Here is a 19,677-nt window from a genome sequence, read left to right on the forward strand (position 1 = left end):
CAGCCCCCCGCTCTCAATCCCTAATCAGATTAAGAATTAAAAGATTCGAAGTGGCAGGTAGGGCGGTGGAATGGCGGGGATGACTCGATCGGAGGCGGCGGAACAAAAGCGGATATCCACGCCTGGCGTGTCGTTAACGGGGATGTCGAAACGGCTGATCCCGCCGGTGGACAATCCCTAACGAAACCTTAACGGGCAAGGGTTTGCGGGGACTTGCGGCTGTGAACGCGGTTAAGCGCCGTTAACCTTTCATTAGGATTTTCCACAGCGGTTGGAAATTCGGTTTTCCGCCTTGGGATGATCCGGCGGCGGACGACCGATGCGATCCACCATCATCCCCGCTCGCGGGCGGATCGATCAGCGGCTAAGAAAAACGGCGCCCCGACGGTCCAACGCCGTCCCCCAACTTTCAACAGGGAGACAGACAGTCTCATGAGCCCTGCGAGACCCTCGGGACCGGCCCGTCTGGCCACCTATTTCCACGTTCACCTGGTGTCAGACTCCACCGGCGAGACCTTGAACGCCATGGCCAAGGCGGTGACCGCGCGCTTCGATGGCGTCATTCCGATCGAGCACATCTATTCCCTGGTGCGATCGGCAAAGCAGATGGAACGGGTGTTGCAGGAGGTGGAGTCCGCGCCGGGCGTCGTTCTCCACACCCTGGTCGACCGCGATCTGCGCGAGCAGCTGGAAGAAGGCTGCCGTCGCCTGGACATGCCCCAGATCGGCGCGCTGGATCCGCTGGTCGGGGCCATGTCGCGCTATCTCGGCGCGGCCCTGTCCACCCGCGTCGGCGCCCAGCACGCGCTGGACCACGACTATTTCAACCGGATCGCGGCGCTGGACTTCGCCATGGCCTACGACGACGGCCAAGGCTCTCTGGATCAGCTGGAGGGCGCCGACGTCGTTCTGTGCGGGGTCAGCCGGACATCCAAGACCCCCACCTGCATCTATCTGGCCCACCGGGGCATCCGGGCGGCCAACGTGCCTCTGGTGCCGGGCCAGGAGGACGGCGAGCGGCTGACCAAGCTGAAGAACCCCTTGGTGATCGGCCTAACCGTGTCGCCGGATCGTTTGGTTCAGATCCGGCGCAACCGCATCGACAATCTGAACGCCAGCCAGTCGTCGAACTATACCGATCAGGACGCCGTGCGCGACGAGACGATCAAGGCTCGGCGGGCCTTCGAGCGGCGCGGCTGGCCGACCATCGACGTGACCCGCCGCTCGGTGGAAGAGACCGCGGCGGCGATCACCAATCTGCTGAGCGAGCATCGCAACCGCAAGATCGGGACCACCTGGTGATGAGCGCCGCTGTTTCGGTATCGCCCTCCGCGCTGCTTGAGCGCGGCACTCTCATCCTGGCGTCCAAAAGCGCGGCTCGCCGCGCCATGCTGGAAAACGCCGGCGTCGCCTTTGAGGTGCGCGTCGCCGATGTGGACGAGGACGCCATCAAGGCCGTGTCGAGCAACCTGGACGCCGCCGCCCTCGCCGTTCGTCTGGCGGAAGCCAAGGCCCTGGCCGTTTCGCGTGATGAGGAGACCGCCTGGGTGCTGGGCTCGGACCAGACCCTGGCCTTTGACGGCGGCCTGGTCTCCAAGGCCAGGTCTCTGGGCGCGGCGCGCGAGCGGCTGAAAGCGATGCGCGGCAAGTCGCACCAACTGCACTCCGGCGCAGCGCTGGCGACCAAGGGCCAGATCGTCTGGTCCGGCGTCGGTACGGTTCAGATGCGGATGCGCGATTTCTCGGACGCCTTCCTCGACGCCTATCTGTCGGCCGAGGGCGAGGCCCTGCTGTCCTGCGTCGGTTCCTACCGGCTTGAGGGGCTAGGCTCGCAGCTGTTCGAAGCGGTGAACGGCGACTATTTCACGGTGCTGGGCCTGCCGCTCTGGCCGGTGTTGAAAGAGCTGCGTCGGGCGGGGGTGATCGCGGCATGAGTACGCACCGCATAACCGGGGCCGCCATGGTCGCCGGGATCGCCGGAAATCCCGTCGCCCATTCGCTCAGCCCGGTCATCCACAACGCCTGGCTGGCGGCCGGCGGGATCGACGGCGCTTACGTTCCCTTCGCCCCTGCCGATGCGGCCGGGTTTCAGGCCTTGGTCGCCGCGGGGCGCGCCGGTCTGATCATGGGGCTGAACGTCACCGCCCCGTTCAAGGAACAGGCCTTCGCCCTGGCGGATCAGGCGACGGCGGCGGCGCGGCTGACGTCCTCGGCCAATATCCTGCAGTTCGAAAACGGGCGGGTGCTGGCCGACAGTTCCGACGGAGTCGGCCTGATGCTCGGCCTGAAGGAACAGGCGCCGGACCTGGACGTGGCCGGGCGGCCGGTGGTGATGTTGGGCGCCGGCGGCGCGGCCCGCGCAGGCTCCGGCGCCCTGGTCGAAGCCGGCGCAGAGGTGCGCATCGTCAACCGTTCGCCCGAACGCGCCCAGGCCCTGGCCGCCGATCTTGGACCCTCCGTACGGGTCATGACGGCCGAGGCCGCTTTTGACGGCGCAGCCTTGGTCATCAATGCGCTCAGCGTTGCGCCCAGCATCGATTTCGATCGGATCGCGCCCGGCACGGTGATGATGGACATGACGTACAAGCCGCTGGCCACGCCGTTTCTGACGGCGGCGCGCGAATGCGGCCTGCCGACCGTGGATGGATTGGCCATGCTGATCGGCCAGGCGGCGCCGTCGTTCGAAGCCCTGTTCCGCCGCCCGCCGCCGCCTCTCGATCTTCGGGCCCTGTTGATGACGCATCTGGGCGAGGCGGCATGATCCTGCTCGGTCTCACCGGCTCCATCGGCATGGGCAAGTCGACGACGACGGCCATGTTCGCCGATTTGGGGGCCGTCGTCTGGAACGCCGACGACGCGGTCCACCGCCTCTACGCGCGCGGCGGTGAGGCGGTCGGTCCTGTGGGCGAAGCCTTTCCCGGCGTCGTCGTGGACGGCGCGGTCGATCGCACGCGTCTGGCTGAGGCGCTTGGGAAAGACGACACCGCGTTCCATCGTCTGGAAGCCATCGTCCACCCCCTGGTCGCCCAGGGGCGCGCGGCGGATCTGGAGGCAGCGTGCTCGGTGGGTAGTAAACTGGCGGTTCTGGACATCCCCCTGCTGTTCGAGACGGGTGGAGACAGGGCCGTCGACGCCGTGGTGGTGGTCACCGCCGATCCGGCGATCCAGGCGGAGCGCGTTTTGGCCCGTCCCGGCATGACCCGCGAACGGTTCGACGTCATCCTGGCGCGGCAGATGCCGGACGCCGAAAAGCGTGCGCGCGCGGATTTCATCATCGACACTGGCCTGGGTTTGGAGGCCGCGCGGGCCGAGGTCGAGGCGATCGTCGCCGCCGTTCTGGACCCGTCGTGGATATCTCCCCGGCGCGGCGCGGGGAGCCTTTCGCGCTGAGGCGAATACCGCCATTAAGGGCGAATGGCGCGCGAGATCGTTCTGGATACGGAAACCACCGGCTTCGACCCCAAGACGGGCGACCGGTTGATCGAGGTCGGCTGTATCGAGATCCAGGACCTGCTGCCGACGGGCCGCACCTTCCACCGGTTCGTCAATCCCGAGCGGCTGATCCCGCCCGACGCCATCCGGGTTCACGGCATCACCGACGAAAAGGTCAAGGATGCGCCCAAGTTCGCCGAGATCGCCGACGAGCTGATCGAATTCATCGGCGATGCGCAGATGATCGCCCATAACGCCGCCTTCGACCGCAACTTCATCGACTTCGAATATGCGCGGTGCGGCCGGCCGATTACCGGCGAGGCGCGCTGGATCGATACGCTGAAACTGGCTCAGACGCGGTTTCCTGGCATGCCCAACTCGCTGGACGCCCTTTGCAAACGCTACAAGGTGTCGCTGGTCGAGCGGACGCTGCACGGCGCCCTGATCGACGCCCGTCTGCTGGCCGAGGTCTATCTGGAGCTTCGCGGCGGCAAGGAACGGGTGCTGGACCTGTCGTCCGCGCCGGGTGGTCGTGGTCCCGGCGGCGTCATCGAAACCACCGCCTACGGCCAGCGCCCTCGCCCCCTGGCGCCGCGCTCCACGCCCGAGGAACAGGCCGCCCACGTCGCCTTCCTCGCCAAGGCGCTGAAGGATCGCTCGCTGTGGGAAGCCTACGGCCTGCCCGCGCAAGAAGACGCCGCGTAGTATACGGTTCTAACAGACCGCATTGAATGCGCTCAAGAAGGGAGCGACCGCAGAGCCTTTCCTTGGGCTGATCGAGGATCAGACCCGGGGGCGAACGTAGCGCGGCGCGTCAGCGCCTCGAAAACTATGCTTGCCGGAAGCCCAGCACGTCCTGCATGTCATAGAGACCGGGGCGGCGGGTGCGGACCCAGGCGGCGGCGGCGACGGCTCCGCGGGCGAACAGCGACCGGTCGATGGCCGAATGGCTGAGCGTCAGAACCTCGTCTTCCGATGCGAAAAGCACCGTATGCTCGCCGATGATGCCGCCGGCGCGGATGGAGGAAAAACCGATCTTGCCGCTCTCGCGCTCGCCCTGGACCCCATCATAAGGTTTGGAGCGCAGGTCATCCAGATCCGCGAACCGCCCCTCGGCTGCGGCTTCGCCCAGCATCAGGGCCGTACCCGACGGTGAGTCCACTTTCCGGCGGTGGTGGGCCTCGGTGATCTCGATGTCCCAATCCTGGGCGTCCAGACGTTGGGCCGCGTGCTGGACCAGGCCGATCAGGATGTTCACGCCCAGGGAGAAGTTGCCGCTCTTGACGATCGCGACCTTCTCGGCGGCCTTCATCAGGTCGGCCTCCTGCTCGTCCGTGAAGCCGGTCGAGCCGATCACCAGGGCCGGGCCGCCGCGCTCGGCGGCGCTCTGGGCCAGGGCCACCGAGGCGGCCGGGGTCGAGAAGTCGATGATCACGTCGCACAGCGACAGCTCGGCGGTTTCGCCCCAATCGAAGCGTGCGGCGACCACCACGTCTTCACGGGCGTCCAGAACCTGAGAGACCGCACGCCCCATCCGGCCGCGATAGCCGGAAATGCCGGCGTGGAAGATTGCGCTCAAACCGCGTTCTCTTTCGACCCGTCCGCGTCCTGACTGCCCAGGATGTCGGCCCAGAAACGCTTCGCCTTTCCGGCAAAGCTGGAATTCCTGGGGTTCTGCCCCTCCCCGAACGACAGGGCAAGCTCTTCCAGCAACTCACGCTGGCGCGCGGTCAGATCGGTGGGCGTCTCGACGAACAGTTCGACCACCAGATCGCCCCGGTTGCGGCCGTTCAGATGGGGCATGCCCTTGCCCTTGATGCGCACGGTCTTGCCGGTCTGGGCGCCGGCCGGCACGGCGACGGAGGCCTTGCACTTGCCGTCGCAGGCCGTGGAGACCAGGCAGGGCGCGTCGATCTCGCCGCCCAGAGCCGCCACCGTCATCGGCACGGGCACGGTGACCAGCAGGTCCAGGTTGTCGCGCTCGAACAGGTCGTGGGGCGTGACCGAGATGAAGACGTACAGATCGCCGCGCGGTCCGCCGCGCTGCCCCGCATCGCCCTCGCCCGACAGACGGATGCGCGAACCGTCGTCCACGCCGGCGGGGATTTTCAGGTTCAGGGTGCGGGTTTTGCGCACCTGGCCGTGCCCATGGCAGGTGGTGCAGGGATCGGCGATCATCTGACCCTGGCCGTGGCAACGGGGGCAGGTGCGCTCGACCTGGAAGAAGCCGTTGGCCTGGCGCACGCGACCGGCGCCCTGGCACGTGGTGCAGGTGACAGGCTTGGTGCCCGGCTTGGCCCCCGACCCCTCGCAGGTGTCGCAGGTCATGGTCGAGGGGATGTCGATCTCGACGTCCTCGCCCTTGTAGGCCTGCTCCAGGGTGATCTCCAGATCGTAGCGCAGGTCCGAGCCCCGGCGCGGTCCGCCCTGCTGCCCCCGGCCCTGGCGTCCGCCGAACGCGTCGCCGAACGCATCGCCGAAGACCTGGGAGAAGATGTCGTTGATGTCCGAGAAGCCCTGGCCGCCCTGGCCGAAGGGATTGCCGCCGCCACCCCCATTTACGCCCGCATGGCCGTAACGATCATAGGCCGCGCGCTTGTTGTCGTCCGACAGCACCGTATAGGCCTCGGACAGCTCCTTGAACTTGGCCATCGACTCTTCCGAGCCGCCATTGCGGTCCGGGTGGTGGATCATGGCCAGCTTGCGGTAGGCGGCTTTCAGGCCGGGGGCGTCGATCGTGCGTTCGACACCCAGAACTTCGTAATAATCACGCGCCATCGGGCGTTCGTCCTCATACTTCCCCGTTCGCTTTCGCCTCGCCTCTTATCGAGCGTTGGTCGAAATCGATGTCCCGGCTGACATGGGGTCCGGGACCAATGATGCAAGTTTCATGAAAAGGCCCCGCCTATCGCAAGACAAGCGGGGCCGTATCATTTCAGCGACCTGTGACGGATCAGGCGCTCTTCTTGTCGTCGCCGTCCGTGTCCGACACTTCCTCGAACTCGGCGTCGACCACGCCGTCGTCGGCCGGCTGGCCTTCGGCGGCGGCGTCGCCCTGCTGCTGGGCGTACATGGCCTCACCCAGCTTCATCGAGGCCTGGACCAGGGTGTTGGTCTTGGCGCGGATGTCTTCCGGGTCCGTGCCTTCCCGCGCGGTCTTCAGCTCGGCCAGGCCGGTCTCGATGGCCGTCTTCTCGTCCGCGCCGACCTTGTCGCCGTGTTCGGCCAGGGCCTTCTCGGTCGAGTGGATCAGGCTGTCGGCGGCGTTCTGCGCCTCGACCAGATCCTTCTTGGCCTTGTCGGTCGCGGCGTTGGCCTCGGCTTCCTTGACCATCTTGTCGATGTCGGCGTCCGACAGGCCGCCGTTGGCCTGGATGCGGATCGACTGCTCCTTGTTGGTCGCCTTGTCCTTGGCCGAGACGTTGACGATGCCGTTGGCGTCGATGTCGAAGGCGACCTCGATCTGCGGCATGCCGCGCGGTGCGGGCGGAATGCCCATCAGGTCGAACTGACCCAGCATCTTGTTGTCCGACGCCATCGGACGCTCGCCCTGGAAGACCCGGATCGTCACGGCCGACTGGTTGTCGTCGGCGGTCGAGAAGGTCTGGCTCTTCTTGGTCGGAATCGTCGTGTTGCGCTCGATCAGGGGCGTGAACACGCCGCCCAGGGTTTCGATGCCCAGGGTCAGCGGCGTCACGTCCAGCAGCAGCACGTCCTTGACGTCGCCTTGCAGAACGCCGGCCTGAACGGCGGCGCCCAGGGCCACGACTTCGTCAGGGTTCACGCCCTTGTGCGGCTCCTTGCCGAAGAAGGCCTTCACGGCTTCCACCACCTTGGGCATGCGGGTCATGCCGCCGACCAGAACCACTTCGTCGATGTCCGAAGCCTTCAGGCCGGCGTCGGCCAGGGCCTTCTTGCACGGCTCGATCGTGCGTTGGACCAGATCCTCGACCAGGCTTTCCAGCTTGGCGCGCGTCAGCTTGATGTTCAGGTGCAGCGGACCCGAGGCGTTCATGGTGATAAACGGCAGGTTGACCTCGTACTGGGTCGTGGTCGACAGCTCCTTCTTGGCCTTTTCGGCCTCTTCCTTCAGGCGCTGCAGGGCCAGCTTGTCCTGGCGCAGGTCGACCGACTGTTCCTTCTTGAACTCGTCGGCCAGGTAATCGACCAGACGCAGATCGAAGTCCTCGCCGCCCAGGAAGGTGTCGCCGTTGGTCGACTTCACCTCGAACACGCCGTCGCCGATCTCCAGGATCGAGACGTCGAAGGTGCCGCCGCCCAGGTCATAGACGGCGATCTTCTGGCCGTCGTTCTTTTCCAGACCATAGGCCAGGGCCGCCGCGGTCGGCTCGTTGATGATGCGCAGCACTTCCAGGCCGGCGATCTTGCCGGCGTCCTTGGTGGCCTGACGCTGGCTGTCGTTGAAGTAGGCCGGCACGGTGATCACGGCCTGGGTGACCTTGTCGCCCAGATAGGCCTCGGCCGCTTCCTTCATTTTGGTCAGGGTGAAGGCCGAAATCTGCTGCGGGGAATAGTCCTTGCCGAAGGCGCGCACCCAGGCGTCGCCGTTCGGGCCCTTGACGATCTCATAGGGCACCATGCCCTTGTCCTTGGCGACGACGGGATCATCGAAGTTGCGGCCGATCAGGCGCTTGATCGCGAAGAAGGTGTTGGACGGGTTGGTGACGGCCTGGCGCTTGGCGGGTTGACCCACCAGCACTTCCGCGCCGTCCTGGATCGCCACGACCGACGGGGTCGTGCGGTTGCCCTCGGCGTTTTCGATCACCTTCGGCGTCTTGCCGTCCATGACGGCGACGCACGAGTTGGTGGTGCCCAGGTCGATGCCGATAATCTTGGCCATGTGTTCTTCAGTCTCTCTGGTTCGGCGGGCGATGCAGCGGCCTTCGACGAAGCGCCGCGCGTGACCGCCCCCGGTTGGGTTGGCGTGGATCAGGCTGGATAGCCCCAAGTTTCGCGGGGTTTCTCCGAAGCTGGCCCCGATATGGGAAAATCCCCCCGGCCCGCAAGGGCGTTATGCGATTCAACGCTTTCGAAGAACGGTGAAATTCGAAGATGCAGGCGCGGCGATTACGGCGCATAAGATTTTGCATCGCGCTCTGGGGATCGCGATCGAGGAAGGGAGAGGAAACAATGATCAAGATCATGCTCAAGGCCGCCGTCGCCGCCGCCGTTCTGATCGGCTCTGCGGCGGCCGCCGCGCCGCCTGCTGGGGCGCCGGCCATCCAGTCGCGTGACGGCTATGATCGGCACGTCACAATCAAGAACCGCACCGGCTGGACCATGTTGCGCTTCTACGCGTCGGATTCGCGCAGCGACGATTGGGAAGAGGACATCCTGGGCTCGGACGTTCTGGAAAGCGGGCAGGATGTGCGCATCAACATCGATGACGGCTCGGGCGCCTGCATCTATGACTTCAAGGCCGAGTTCACCAACGGTCAGGAGCTGACGCGGTCGCGCATCAATGTCTGTGAGGTCAGCGAATACACCTATACCCGTTGAGGTGAAGACCGCTACCGAGGGCTTCCGGCTCTGGCCGGGGGCGCTCGATGCTGCGGCGCAGGCTGATCTGGTCGCCGAGGTGTTCGCCCGGCTGGATGACGCGCCCCTCTACCGGCCGACCACGCCGGGCGGTCGGCCCTTTTCGGTTCAGATGAGCAACTTCGGGCGGCTGGGCTGGGTCTCCGACCGGGGCGGCTATCGCTATCAGTCGACCCATCCCGAGACCGGGCGACCCTGGCCCGCGATCCCGACTGTGCTGCTCGATCTGTGGCACGCCACGGTCGGCTGGCCCACGCCGCCGGACGCTTGTCTGGTCAATCTGTATCGCGATGCGGCGAAGATGGGCCTGCACCAGGACAAGGACGAGGCCGACCTCGGCGCGCCCGTCCTGTCGGTGTCGCTAGGGGACACGGCCACGTTCCGCATCGGCGCGGCGGAGGGCGGACGCACCACGACGTTGAGGCTGGACAGCGGCGACGTCTGCGCCCTGACCGGACCCGCGCGCCTTGCCCGTCATGGCGTCGACCGCGTTCTGGCCGGATCGTCGCGCCTGATCCCCGGCGGCGGCCGGCTGAACCTGACGCTGCGCTGCGCCGGTTGAGCATCGGATTTTTGGACTGGCTTTCGCCGTCCGGCTGCGGCGTATGTCGGCCATGGATGATCTGAAGTGCCGTTGGGCCCGGCTGGAGCCCCATGTCACCGTCGTCGGGCCGGACGACGAGCGGCCTCGCCCCGCCGTGCTGCTTTTCCACGGCTGCGGGGGTCTGCGCGATCACCTGCCCCGCTATGCCGAGGTCGCCAAGGCGGCGGGCTGGCGCACCTTCATCATCGATTCCTACGGCCCGCGCGGCTGGGGCCGGGCCTTCACCCTGGCGGCGGTCTGCACGGGCTTGTCGTTCCGGGGCTATGAGCGGGTGGGCGACGTGCTGGCGGCGATCCGGGGCGTTTCGGCCCGCCCTGATGTCGATACGACGAAGCTGGCCCTCGCCGGCTGGAGCCACGGCGGCTGGTCGATCATGGAGATGATGAGCGGCGCGCCGACGCCCGGCGCCTTCGGCGTGACCGATCCCGCCAAGGCCGACCTGTCAGGGATCAAGGCCGTCTGGCTGGCCTATCCCTATGTCGGGCCGTTCGCCTTCAATCGGTTGAAGCCCTGGCGGCATTGCCCGCGCGTTCTGGCCGTCACCTGCAAGCGCGACCACCTGACGACTGTGCGCAACGCCGAACAGGTCAACGCCATGATCCGCAACTGCGGCTCCCAGGTCGAAAGCTGGATCGCCGGGGGCACCCACGCCTTCGACGAACCCACCAACAATGGCCCCATGCGCCACGATCCGAAACTGACGACCGAAGCCCTCCGCCGCTTCGGCGCCTTCCTGACCGACGCCGTGCCACACGTCTAAAAAAGAAAACTGACCCGCGGTCTTGACGGGCGATCCATCACGTAACAATTGCAGTTACATGAAAAGGGATTCCCGCCTGTCCAACATTCTCCACGCCCTGCTGCACATGGCCGAGCATGAGACACGCACCGGCTCGCCAATGACCTCGGACCAGCTGGCGGTCTGTCTTTCGACCAATCCGGTGGTGGTGCGCCGAACCATGGCCGGCCTGCGCGAGCAGGGATTGGTGGCGTCGGAAAAGGGGCATGGCGGCGGCTGGCGTCTCTCGCGACCGCTGGATCAGGTCACGCTGGGCCAGGTGAACACGGCCCTCGGCGGCGCGGATCTGTTTCCGGCCGCTCCGCCTGTCGATGCCGACGGCTGCCTGGTCGAGGCGGCGGTCAACGACGCCCTGGCCGAGACCTACGCCGCCGCCCGCGCCCTGCTGATCGCGCGCCTGAACGACATAACCCTGGCCGATCTGGCGGCGGATTTCTCGCGCCGCATGGCCGAACATCCCAAGAGAGACCTCCTGCATGCCCACGCCCGAAAGTCCTGACGTCATGCCGCACGACGCCCTGATCATCGGCGGCTCCTATGCCGGCCTGTCCGCAGCCATGCAGCTGGTCCGCGCGCGCCGCCGCGTTCTTGTTATCGACGACGGCCGGCCGCGCAATCGGTTCGCCGCTCGCGCCCATGGCGTTCTGACGAATGACGGAAAGCCCGGCGCTGAGATCACGGCGTCCGCCCGGTCTCAGGTCGCGGCCTATCCGACCGCCGCCTTCCGCATGGCGGAGGCGGTCGAGGTCGAACGGATCGATGGCGGTTTCTCGGTCGCCTTCGCTGACGGCACACGGACAAGCGGTCGCCGGCTGCTGCTGTCGCACGGAGTCGAGGACGTGCTGGTCGACATCCCGGGGGTGAAGGAACGCTGGGGCCGCACCGCCCTGCACTGTCCCTGGTGCCACGGCTATGAGATCGGCGGCGGTCCCATCGGCGTGCTGGGGCGCGGCGATCACGCGGTCCCGTATGCGGCGACGGTCGCCGAATGGGGCCAGGTCACTCTGTTCATGGATCTCGACGTGGGCCTGTCGCCCGAGGACGCCCATCTGCTGGATCGACGCGGGGTCACCATCGAGGCCACGCCCATCGCGCGGCTGGAGGGCGAGGCGCCGGACCTGAGCGGCGCGCGGCTGACCGACGGACGGTTCGTCGGCCTGAAGGCTATCTTCGTCGGCGCCAATGTGCGCGTCGCCAGCCCCTTCGCCGAGCGGCTGGGCTGCGAGATGACCGACACCCCGATGGGGCGAGTGATCAAGGTGGACGCCATGCAGCAGACGACCCAGCCGGGCGTCTTCGCCGCCGGCGACTTGGCGCGCGCCGCCTCCAACATCACCCTGGCGACCTCGGATGGCATGATCGCCGCCCACGCCCTGTTCAGGTCCCTGGTCGAGGAAGAGACGGCGGTCGCCGCCTAGCCGATCATCGCCTCGACCGTGATGGTCGCGCGGACCGAATGGGCCATTTCGCAATGGTCGTGGGCCTGGTGGTGCAGGGCGTCGATCTCGGCTTGATCGGGTTCTCGGCCGGTGAAGCTGGTGAAGGGGCGCAGCGTCACCTCGGCGAGGTAGCGCTTGCCGTTTTCGTCCTTGCCCATCTTTCCCGACGCCTCGTCGATATAGGTGTCGACCACCAGGCCGGCGTTGGCGGCGAAGGCCAGGAACCACAGCATGTGACAGCTGGACAGAGAGGCGATCATCGCCTCTTCCGGATCGACGCCGGCCGGATCGGACATCGGCATAGGCACGCTGGAGGGCGCCGACGACCCCGGCACCACCGCCCCGCCGTCGAAGCTCCAGGAATGGGCCCGGCTGTAGCGCTTGTCCAGAAAGGGTTGGTCGCCGCGGTTCCAGACGACCTTGGCTTCATAGACCCCCATTACGCCCTCCAGAAGCCGACGATCTTCTTGACCTCGTCCACCAGAGGATCAGCGACCTCGGCGGCGCGCTCGGCCCCAGCCTTCAGCACGCGATCGATCTCGGCCGGATCGTCCATCAGGCGGCGCATCTCGGCCGTCACGGGCGCCAGCGACGACACCGCCAGATCCGCCAACGCCGGCTTGAAGGCGCCGAAGCCCTGGCCGCCGAACTGTGCGATCACCTGTTCGCGGGTCAGGCCCGCCAACGCCGCATAGATGGCGACTAGATTCTTGGCCTCGGGCCGTTCGTTCAGGCCGTCCAGGGTTTCCGGCAACGGCTCGGGATCGGTCTTGGCCTTCTTGATCTTGGAAGCGATCGTGTCGGCGTCGTCGGTCAGGTTGATGCGGCTGTTGTCGGACGGATCCGACTTGGACATCTTGGCCGCCCCGTCGCGCAGGGACATGACGCGGGTCGCCGGTCCCTGGATGATCGGCTCGGGTACGGGGAAGAAGCCGGGAACGCCGAAGTCGTTGTTGAACTTGGCGGCGATGTCGCGGGTCAGCTCCAGATGCTGCTTCTGGTCCTCGCCGACCGGCACCTCGGTGGCCTTGTACAGCAGGATGTCGGCCGCCTGGAGCACGGGATAGGTATAGAGACCGACCGAGGAGCGTTCCTTGTGCTTGCCCGACTTCTCCTTGAACTGGGTCATCCGGTCGAGCCAGCCGAGGCGGGCGACGCAGTTGAAGATCCAGGCCAGTTCCGCATGCGCGCGCACGGCCGACTGCGGGAAGATGATCGCCTTTTCCGGATCCAGGCCCGAGGCCAGATAGGCGGCGGCGATCTCGCGCGTCTGGGCGGTCAGTTTGGCCGGATCCTGCCACACGGTGATGGCGTGCATGTCGGCGACGAAGACATAGACCGGCGCGCCCTGGTCTTGCAGTTCCACGAACCGCTTCAGGGCGCCGAGGTAGTTGCCCAGGTGCAGCGCGCCTGAGGCTTGGATGCCGGACAGGATGCGGCGAGGGCCGTCATAGGTCGCAACGGCGGGGGTTTGGTCGGTCATGGGATCGGGTCTCGGAAGGTCGAAAGGCAGGCGTGGCGAGGCAGGTGGCGGCTCAGCCGCGCCATCGCAGGTCATGGATCAGGCCCGAGGTCGTCATGGCCTCGCGCTTATCGGTTCGCCGCCTGTCAGTCCAGACCGGAGGCCGCGCCGCCGCCGGGCTCGCGCTTCAGCGTGGCCTTCAGTTCCAAGATCGTGACGGCCCGGAACGCCAGCAGGCAGAAGCCGTAAAGCCCTGCTCCGGCGCCGCAGACCACCAGGACGGCGATTTCCTTGGCCAGGAACAGGCGAGCCAGCTGCGGATAGAAGACGTCGGCGGCGAACAGCAGGGCGGCCATCATGGCGCTGGCGGCGATCACGCGGGCGATGCGCGACAAAAAGGCCGGCGACGGCCGCCAGCTGTTCTCGCGGATCAGGACCCCGCCCAAAAGGGCGACATTCACCCAGGCCGAGGTGCTGGTGGCGATGGCCAGGCCCAGCACCCCGTCCCAACCTTGACGGCGGAACCAGAAGAACAGGGCCGAGCCCAGGATGACGGTGATGACCACGCTGGCCACGGCGAAGATCATCGGACGGCGCGTGTCTTGGCGCGCGAAGAAGGGCGGGGTCAGAACCTTGGCCAGGACGAAGGCCGGCACGCCCCAGGCGAACTGACGCAAAACGTCGGCTGTGCGGGCGGCGTCGGCCGAGGTGAAGGCGCCGCGCGTTACGGTCGCGTCGATGATGAAGAAGGGAATGACGAACAGGGCAACCGCCGCCGGCAGGGTGAAGGCCATCGCCAGATTGATGCCGTCGTCCAGCGTCTTCTGCCCGCCCTCGTGATCCCCATCGACAAACGCCTTGGTCAGGCGCGGCACCAGGGCCAGGCCGATAGCGACGCCCACCAGGCCCAGCGGCAGTTGATACAGCCGGTCGGCGTTATACAGCACCGAACGCGCGCCCTCGTCCGACCCGGTCAGGAACTGCGACACCAGAGAGTTGATCTGCAGCGCCCCGCCCGCCAGGGCGCCGGGCACGGCGAGCGCCAGGGTGTGACGCACATTCGGCGTGATGCGCGGCAGGCCGATCTTGAGCCGCACGCCCAGACGCCGCACGCCCCACCACAGCAGAGCGGCCTGGATCAGGCCCGACACCGTCACCGCCGTCGTCACCATAAGCAGCACCGTCTCCTGCGGGATCGGCAGGATCAGCGGCGGCATCAGGGCGGCCAGGGTGCACAGGTTCAGAAATACCGGCACGGCCGCCGACAGGGCGAACCGACCGCCGGTGTTCAACACGCCCGACAGCAGCGAGGCCACGGTCATACAGGCCAGATAGGGCATGGCCAGTTGGGTCGCGATCACGGCGGCGCGCAACACCTCAGGCTGGCCCTGATAGGCCGACAGCAGCCACGGCATGATCCACGGCATCACGACCTGCAGCAGGATGCAGAAGCCGGCGACCACGGCCAGCATGAAGCTGAGCGCCTCGGACGCCGTGACGGCGGCCGCTTCCTCGCCCTCGCGCGCCCGAACCCCGCCATAGACCGGCACGAAGGCCTGGGCGAAGGCGCCCTCGGCGAACAGGCGGCGGAACATGTTGGGCAGCATCAACGCCGTGGTGAAGGCGTCCATCATCGGTCCCTGGCCGAAGCGCGCCGCCAGCGCCATGTCGCGCACGAAGCCGAGAATTCGACTGCCCAGCGTCAGGGTCGACTGCACCAAGGTGTTTCGGGCGAGGCTCATGCGGACATTCGACAGGGCGCGGAGGAAGGTTGTCGCTTAGCGCGCTTGTTCGCCGGGCGATACGGGCTTTGCGCGCGGGCTGCGGCGGCCCAGGTCGGAGACGTCGCGCGCGCTGGCGCGGGCCGAGGCGACCTTGCGTCCGGCGGGCGCGGGCGCGCGGCTGTCCAGCACGCCCTCAAGCGCGGTGCGCAGTTCGGCGATCCGCTGTTCCGAGGTGATCTTCCGCCCCTTGCGATCCACGACGTAGAAACTGTCCACCGCCCGCTCGCCATAGCTGGCGACATGGGCGGAGCGGATGCTCAGGCCTTCGTCGTTGAACACGCGCGACAGGTCCGCCAGCAGGCCAGGCCGGTCGGCGCAGGACACCTCGACCACGGTGGCGACCTCGCTGGCGTGGTGATCGACCATGACGACGGGTCGGACTTCGAAGGCCGCCTTGCGCGCATTGCCGGTCGGATCGGGCGCCTGGCCGATGCGGCCCTCGCCCCGCGCGGCCTGTTCCAGCGCCTCGACCAAAGCCCTCAGGCGACGCGGCTCGGCCTGGCCATAGGGCAGGCCCGCTCCGTCCTGAACACGAAACACGTCCAGAACGACGCCGTCCTCGGTCGCCACGCGGGCGTCGGTCACGTCGGCCCCAAGCGCGGCCATGGTCTGGGCCAGATCGGCGAACAGGCCCGGCCGGTCGGCCGCTGCGATGGAGATTTCGGTGGTCTGCACTGTCAGCCCCTGCACCGGCGCGGTTGGGGCGCTCTCGGCGGCCGCGCCCGTCTCGCGCGCTCGCTGGACCAGGGCCGGGTGCGCCGCCAGCGGATCCTCGCGCGTGACGTCCTCGCCACGGAACAGGGCGGCGACCTGGTTGTAGAGGGTCCGCATCAGCTGACCCTTCCAGCCGTTCCACACCCCCGGCCCCACGGCCCGAATATCGGCCACGGTCAGAACCAGCAGCATCCGCAGTCGCTCGGGGTCGCCGACCAGTTCGGCGAAGGCGCGGATGGTCGCGGGGTCCGACAGGTCGCGCTTCTGGGCGTAGTCCGAAAGCGCCAGATGGCTGCGCACCAGCCAGACGACCAGTTCGATCCGGCGCGGATCGACGCCCAGCCGCTCGCACGCCCGACGCGCGGCGATAGCGCCATCCTCCAGCTGCCCCCGCTCGCCGCCCTTGCCGACGTCGTGCAACAGCATGCCCAGCATCAGGGCTTCCATGTCCGAGATCAGGTGCACGATCTCGCTGGCCATGGGGTGGTCGGTCTTCAGCTTGCCGCGCGCGATGTCGTTGATGATGCCGATGGCCTGAAGCGTATGCTCGTCGACCGTATAGGCGTGGTACATGTTGAACTGGGTCTGGCCGACGATCCGCCCCCATTCGGGCAGGAACCGACCCAGCAGGCCCGTTTCGTTCATGATGGTCAGGACGCGATAGGGCCGCTGCCCGTGCGCCAAAACGTCCAGGAAGGCGCGCGTCGCCGCCGGATCGCGCCTCAGCCGGGGCGTCACCAGCGACAGCGACCGCGTCACCGCCGAAAAGGCGTCTGGATGCAGGTCCAGGTCATGCTTGTCGGCGCAGACGAAAAGGGTCAGCAGCTTGACCGGATCGGCGGCGAACACCTCCGGCCCCTCGACCGACAACCGGCCCTGATCGATCCAGAACCCCTCGACCTCCAGCCTGCGCCGGGGGGCGGGCCGGAACGGCGCCATCAGACGCGATAGGCCGTGCGCCGTCTTCTGGTGGCGCGCCTCCAGCTTGGCCGACATGGCGCGGGTCAGGGCGCCGACGTCGCGGGCCACCAGAAAGTATCGCCGCATGAACCGCTCCACCGCCGGCTCGTCGCCGCGCCCGCGCCAGCCCATGCGTCGGGCGACCTCGGGCTGCATGTCGAACGTCAGCTTCTCTTCGGCCCGGCCCGCGATCAGATGCAGATGGATGCGGACCCGCCACAGGAAGTCGAACGCCTCGTCCGACGTCCGTCGCTCGCGCGGGGTGAACAGTTCGTCCATCACCGTCGCGCCCAGCCGGCTTTCGGGCGCCAGGGACCTCGCGATCCAGTACAGGGTGTTCAGGTCGCGCAAGCCCCCCTTGCCGTCCTTGACGTTGGGTTCGACCTTGTAGCGGGTCGAGCCGGCCTTTTCGTGCCGGGCGGCCCGCTCCTCCAGCTTGGCGGCGATGAAGGGGCGCGGATCGGATTTCGACACCATGTCGCGAAACCGGCCGATCATCAGCTGGGCCAGCGCCTCGTCCCCCGCCAGCGGACGGGCCTCCAGCAGGGTCGTCCGCACCGTCATGTCGGTGCGCGACAGGCTCAGACACTCTTCGACCGAGCGCACCGCCGACCCGACCTTGGCCCCCAGGTCCCACAGCACATAGAGGACGAACTGGATCACCTGCTCGCCGCGCGGCGTCGCCTTGGACGATCTCAGGAACAGCAGGTCCAGATCGGAATGGGGCGCCAGCACGCCCCGGCCGTAGCCCCCGACCGCGACCAGGGCCAGCCGCTCGGCCTCGACCGGCGAGGTCGGCCACAGCGTCTGGGTCGCCACCCGCCACAGGCCGGCCAGCATCTCGTCGGCCGCGGCGGCGTACAGACGCGCCACATCGCGGCCCTTCATGCCGCCGTCCAGCTTGCGCTCCGCCCGGGCGCGGGCGGCGTCATAGGTCTCGCGCAAAACGACAGAGACCGCCGCGCGCGGGTCTTCCGCGCGGGCGGCCTCGTCAAGGCGGTCATCCAGACTGGGCGAGGCGTTCATGTCAACCGTCTATAGGCCGCATCCCACCGCACGTCAGTCAGGGATTGCTGACTACTCCGGGCGAACGCGCTTCTTGCGGAACGACGGGTTCAGCGTCTGCTTGCGCAGGCGGATGGACTTGGGCGTCACCTCGACCAGTTCATCGTCGTCGATATAGGCGATGGCCTGTTCCAGCGACATCTGGCGCGGCGGCGTCAGGCGAACGGCCTCGTCCTTGCCGGAGGCGCGGACGTTGGTCAGCTGCTTGCCCTTAATCGGGTTGACGTCCAGGTCGTCCCAGCGCGCGTTCTCGCCGATGATCATGCCCTGATAGGTCTTTTCGCCGGCGCCGACGAACATGATGCCGCGGTCTTCCAAGTTCCACAGGGCGAAGGCGGCGGTTTCACCGTCAGAGTTCGAGATCAGAACGCCCTTCAGACGACCGGCGATCGCGCCCTTGTGCGGCTCATAGTGGCTGAACACGCGGTTCAGCACGCCCGAACCGCGCGTGTCGGTCAGGAATTCGCCTTGGTAACCGATCAGCGAACGCGACGGCGCCTTCAGGCTGATGCGGGTCTTGCCGGCGCCCGACGGGCCCATGTCGGTCATTTCGGCCTTACGGGCCGACAGCTTCTCGATGACGATGCCCGAGAACTCGTCGTCCACGTCGATCATGACGTCTTCGATCGGCTCCAGCTTCTCGCCGTTCTCGCCGGTCTGGAACACCACGCGCGGACGCGAGATCGAGACCTCGAAGCCTTCGCGGCGCATGTTCTCGATCAGAACGCCCAGCTGCAGTTCGCCGCGGCCGGCGACTTCATAGGCGTCGCCGCCTTCGGTCGTGGTCACGCGGATGGCGACGTTGGCCTCGGCTTCCTTCAGCAGACGGTCGCGGATGACGCGCGACTGGACCTTGTCGCCTTCGCGACCGGCCAGGGGGCTGTCGTTGACCGAGACGGTCATGGAGATGGTGGGCGGATCGATTGGCTGGGCGGGCAGAGGCTCGGTCACTTCCATGGCGCACAGGGTGTCGGCCACGGTCGCCTTGGACATGCCGGCGATGGCGACGATGTCGCCCGCTTCCGAACCCTCGTCCAGGGCCTGACGCTTCAGGCCGCGGAAGGCCAGCACCTTGGTGATGCGGCCGCGTTCGATTTCCTTGCCTTCACGGTCCAGAGCGTGGATCGCCATGCCGGGAACGGCCTTGCCGCTCTCGATGCGGCCGGTCAGCAGACGGCCCAGGAACGGATCGCTTTCGATCAGCACGTCCAGCATGCGGAAGGGCTTGTCGCGGTTGGCCTGGACGGCGGGCGGCGGGACGTGATCGACGATCAGGTCGAACAGCGGGGCCAGATTGTCGTTGGGCTGGTTCAGGTCCAGCGTCGCCCAGCCGTTGCGGCCCGAGGCGTAGATGTGCGGGAAGTCCAGCTGCTCGTCCGTCGCGCCGATGGCGGCGAACAGGTCGAAGGTCTCGTTGTGGACGCGGTCCGGATCGGCGTGGGCGCGGTCGACCTTGTTGATGCACAGGATCGGGCGCAGGCCCATCTTCAGCGCCTTGGTCAGCACGAACTTGGTCTGGGGCATGACGCCCTCTTCGGCGTCGACCAGGATGACGCAGCCGTCCACCATGCCCAGGATGCGCTCGACCTCGCCGCCGAAGTCAGCGTGGCCGGGGGTGTCGATGATGTTGATGCGGGTTTCACCCGCCTTGCCGTTCCAGAGCACCGAGGTGCACTTGGCCAGGATGGTGATGCCGCGCTCTTTTTCCTGGTCGTTGGAGTCCATGGCGCGCTCGGTCTGCGCCTCGTTGGCTCGGAAGACGCCGGATTGGGCGAGCAGTTGGTCCACCAGGGTCGTCTTGCCGTGGTCGACGTGGGCGATGATGGCGACGTTGCGCAGGTTCATTTGAGTATCGCGAA

The 19,677-nt window shown here is 67.2% G+C and carries 18 protein-coding genes; 10 read left to right on the top strand and 8 right to left on the bottom strand.

The genetic code is table 11. From position 1 onward, the window contains the following. Window positions 1–432 precede the first annotated feature (432 nt). From PFY01_RS01850 to dnaQ, 5 genes are read left to right on the top strand one after another with little or no spacing between them, the layout of a single operon-like run. Entirely contained in the window at window positions 433–1,302 is an 870-nt protein-coding gene (locus PFY01_RS01850; RefSeq protein ID WP_271042190.1) for a pyruvate, water dikinase regulatory protein, read from the top strand. Beyond that, on the top strand, window positions 1,302–1,934 hold the full coding sequence (locus tag PFY01_RS01855) for a Maf family protein (RefSeq protein WP_271042191.1): 633 nt from the start codon (window positions 1,302–1,304) through the stop codon (window positions 1,932–1,934). The genes PFY01_RS01850 and PFY01_RS01855 overlap by 1 nt, the downstream gene beginning before the upstream one ends. Then, on the top strand, window positions 1,931–2,761 hold the full coding sequence (locus PFY01_RS01860) for a shikimate dehydrogenase family protein (protein ID WP_271042192.1): 831 nt from the start codon (window positions 1,931–1,933) through the stop codon (window positions 2,759–2,761). Before PFY01_RS01855 ends, PFY01_RS01860 begins: the two co-directional genes overlap by 4 nt. Then, a complete protein-coding gene (coaE, locus tag PFY01_RS01865; RefSeq protein WP_271042193.1) occupies window positions 2,758–3,390 on the top strand; it encodes a dephospho-CoA kinase in 633 nt (210 codons plus the stop codon). The genes PFY01_RS01860 and coaE overlap by 4 nt, the downstream gene beginning before the upstream one ends. 24 nt (window positions 3,391–3,414) lie before the next feature. Beyond that, window positions 3,415–4,137 carry a DNA polymerase III subunit epsilon gene (gene dnaQ, locus PFY01_RS01870; protein WP_271042194.1) on the top strand — a complete coding sequence of 241 codons (723 nt, stop codon included), beginning with the start codon at window positions 3,415–3,417 and terminating at the stop codon, window positions 4,135–4,137. 124 nt (window positions 4,138–4,261) lie between these two features. On the opposite strand, the gene dapB is transcribed toward dnaQ, so the two are convergent. The 3 genes from dapB to dnaK all read right to left on the bottom strand — a co-directional run bounded on the left by dapB (window position 4,262) and on the right by dnaK (window position 8,293). Continuing rightward, entirely contained in the window at window positions 4,262–5,011 is a 750-nt protein-coding gene (dapB, locus tag PFY01_RS01875) for a 4-hydroxy-tetrahydrodipicolinate reductase (RefSeq protein ID WP_271042195.1), read from the bottom strand. Continuing rightward, on the bottom strand, window positions 5,008–6,210 hold the full coding sequence (gene dnaJ / locus PFY01_RS01880) for a molecular chaperone DnaJ (protein WP_055755084.1): 1,203 nt from the start codon (window positions 6,208–6,210) through the stop codon (window positions 5,008–5,010). Before dnaJ ends, dapB begins: the two co-directional genes overlap by 4 nt. A gap of 175 nt (window positions 6,211–6,385) precedes the next feature. After that, window positions 6,386–8,293 carry a molecular chaperone DnaK gene (gene dnaK, locus PFY01_RS01885; protein ID WP_039246674.1) on the bottom strand — a complete coding sequence of 636 codons (1,908 nt, stop codon included), beginning with the start codon at window positions 8,291–8,293 and terminating at the stop codon, window positions 6,386–6,388. Window positions 8,294–8,583: 290 nt separating this feature from the next. Between dnaK and PFY01_RS01890 the strand changes: the two genes are divergently transcribed. From PFY01_RS01890 to PFY01_RS01910, 5 genes are read left to right on the top strand one after another with little or no spacing between them, the layout of a single operon-like run. Then, on the top strand, window positions 8,584–8,952 hold the full coding sequence (locus PFY01_RS01890) for a hypothetical protein (protein ID WP_066553572.1): 369 nt from the start codon (window positions 8,584–8,586) through the stop codon (window positions 8,950–8,952). After that, complete coding sequence (locus PFY01_RS01895) at window positions 8,915–9,553, top strand: alpha-ketoglutarate-dependent dioxygenase AlkB (RefSeq protein ID WP_271042196.1); 639 nt, start codon at window positions 8,915–8,917, stop codon at window positions 9,551–9,553. The genes PFY01_RS01890 and PFY01_RS01895 overlap by 38 nt, the downstream gene beginning before the upstream one ends. A gap of 52 nt (window positions 9,554–9,605) precedes the next feature. Continuing rightward, window positions 9,606–10,355 (top strand): dienelactone hydrolase family protein, encoded by a 750-nt coding sequence (locus tag PFY01_RS01900; protein WP_271042197.1) that lies wholly within the window; start codon window positions 9,606–9,608, stop codon window positions 10,353–10,355. A gap of 58 nt (window positions 10,356–10,413) precedes the next feature. Next, the gene (locus PFY01_RS01905) at window positions 10,414–10,893 is read left to right on the top strand and encodes an Rrf2 family transcriptional regulator (RefSeq protein ID WP_271042198.1); all 480 of its coding nucleotides are present in this window, start codon (window positions 10,414–10,416) and stop codon (window positions 10,891–10,893) included. Beyond that, a complete protein-coding gene (locus PFY01_RS01910; RefSeq protein WP_271042199.1) occupies window positions 10,871–11,812 on the top strand; it encodes an NAD(P)/FAD-dependent oxidoreductase in 942 nt (313 codons plus the stop codon). The genes PFY01_RS01905 and PFY01_RS01910 overlap by 23 nt, the downstream gene beginning before the upstream one ends. Here the strand turns inward: PFY01_RS01910 and PFY01_RS01915 are convergent. From PFY01_RS01915 to typA, 5 genes are all read right to left on the bottom strand, one after another. Further along, window positions 11,809–12,273 carry an OsmC family protein gene (locus PFY01_RS01915; protein ID WP_271042200.1) on the bottom strand — a complete coding sequence of 155 codons (465 nt, stop codon included), beginning with the start codon at window positions 12,271–12,273 and terminating at the stop codon, window positions 11,809–11,811. The genes PFY01_RS01910 and PFY01_RS01915 overlap by 4 nt on opposite strands. Beyond that, window positions 12,273–13,316, bottom strand: coding sequence for a tryptophan--tRNA ligase (trpS, locus tag PFY01_RS01920; protein ID WP_271042201.1), 1,044 nt, complete (start codon window positions 13,314–13,316; stop codon window positions 12,273–12,275). Before trpS ends, PFY01_RS01915 begins: the two co-directional genes overlap by 1 nt. Before the next feature lie 125 nt (window positions 13,317–13,441). Beyond that, window positions 13,442–15,037, bottom strand: coding sequence for a murein biosynthesis integral membrane protein MurJ (murJ, locus tag PFY01_RS01925; RefSeq protein ID WP_271042202.1), 1,596 nt, complete (start codon window positions 15,035–15,037; stop codon window positions 13,442–13,444). Between the two features lie 36 nt (window positions 15,038–15,073). Continuing rightward, window positions 15,074–17,779: a [protein-PII] uridylyltransferase gene (glnD, locus tag PFY01_RS01930; RefSeq protein ID WP_271042203.1), complete on the bottom strand. Its 2,706-nt coding sequence runs from the start codon at window positions 17,777–17,779 to the stop codon at window positions 15,074–15,076. A 51-nt stretch (window positions 17,780–17,830) separates the two neighbouring features. Next, a complete protein-coding gene (gene typA / locus PFY01_RS01935) occupies window positions 17,831–19,663 on the bottom strand; it encodes a translational GTPase TypA (protein ID WP_055755091.1) in 1,833 nt (610 codons plus the stop codon). Between the last annotated feature and the right edge of the window lie 14 nt (window positions 19,664–19,677).

Source organism: Brevundimonas vesicularis, from assembly GCF_027886425.1.
Lineage (GTDB): Bacteria > Pseudomonadota > Alphaproteobacteria > Caulobacterales > Caulobacteraceae > Brevundimonas > Brevundimonas vesicularis_C.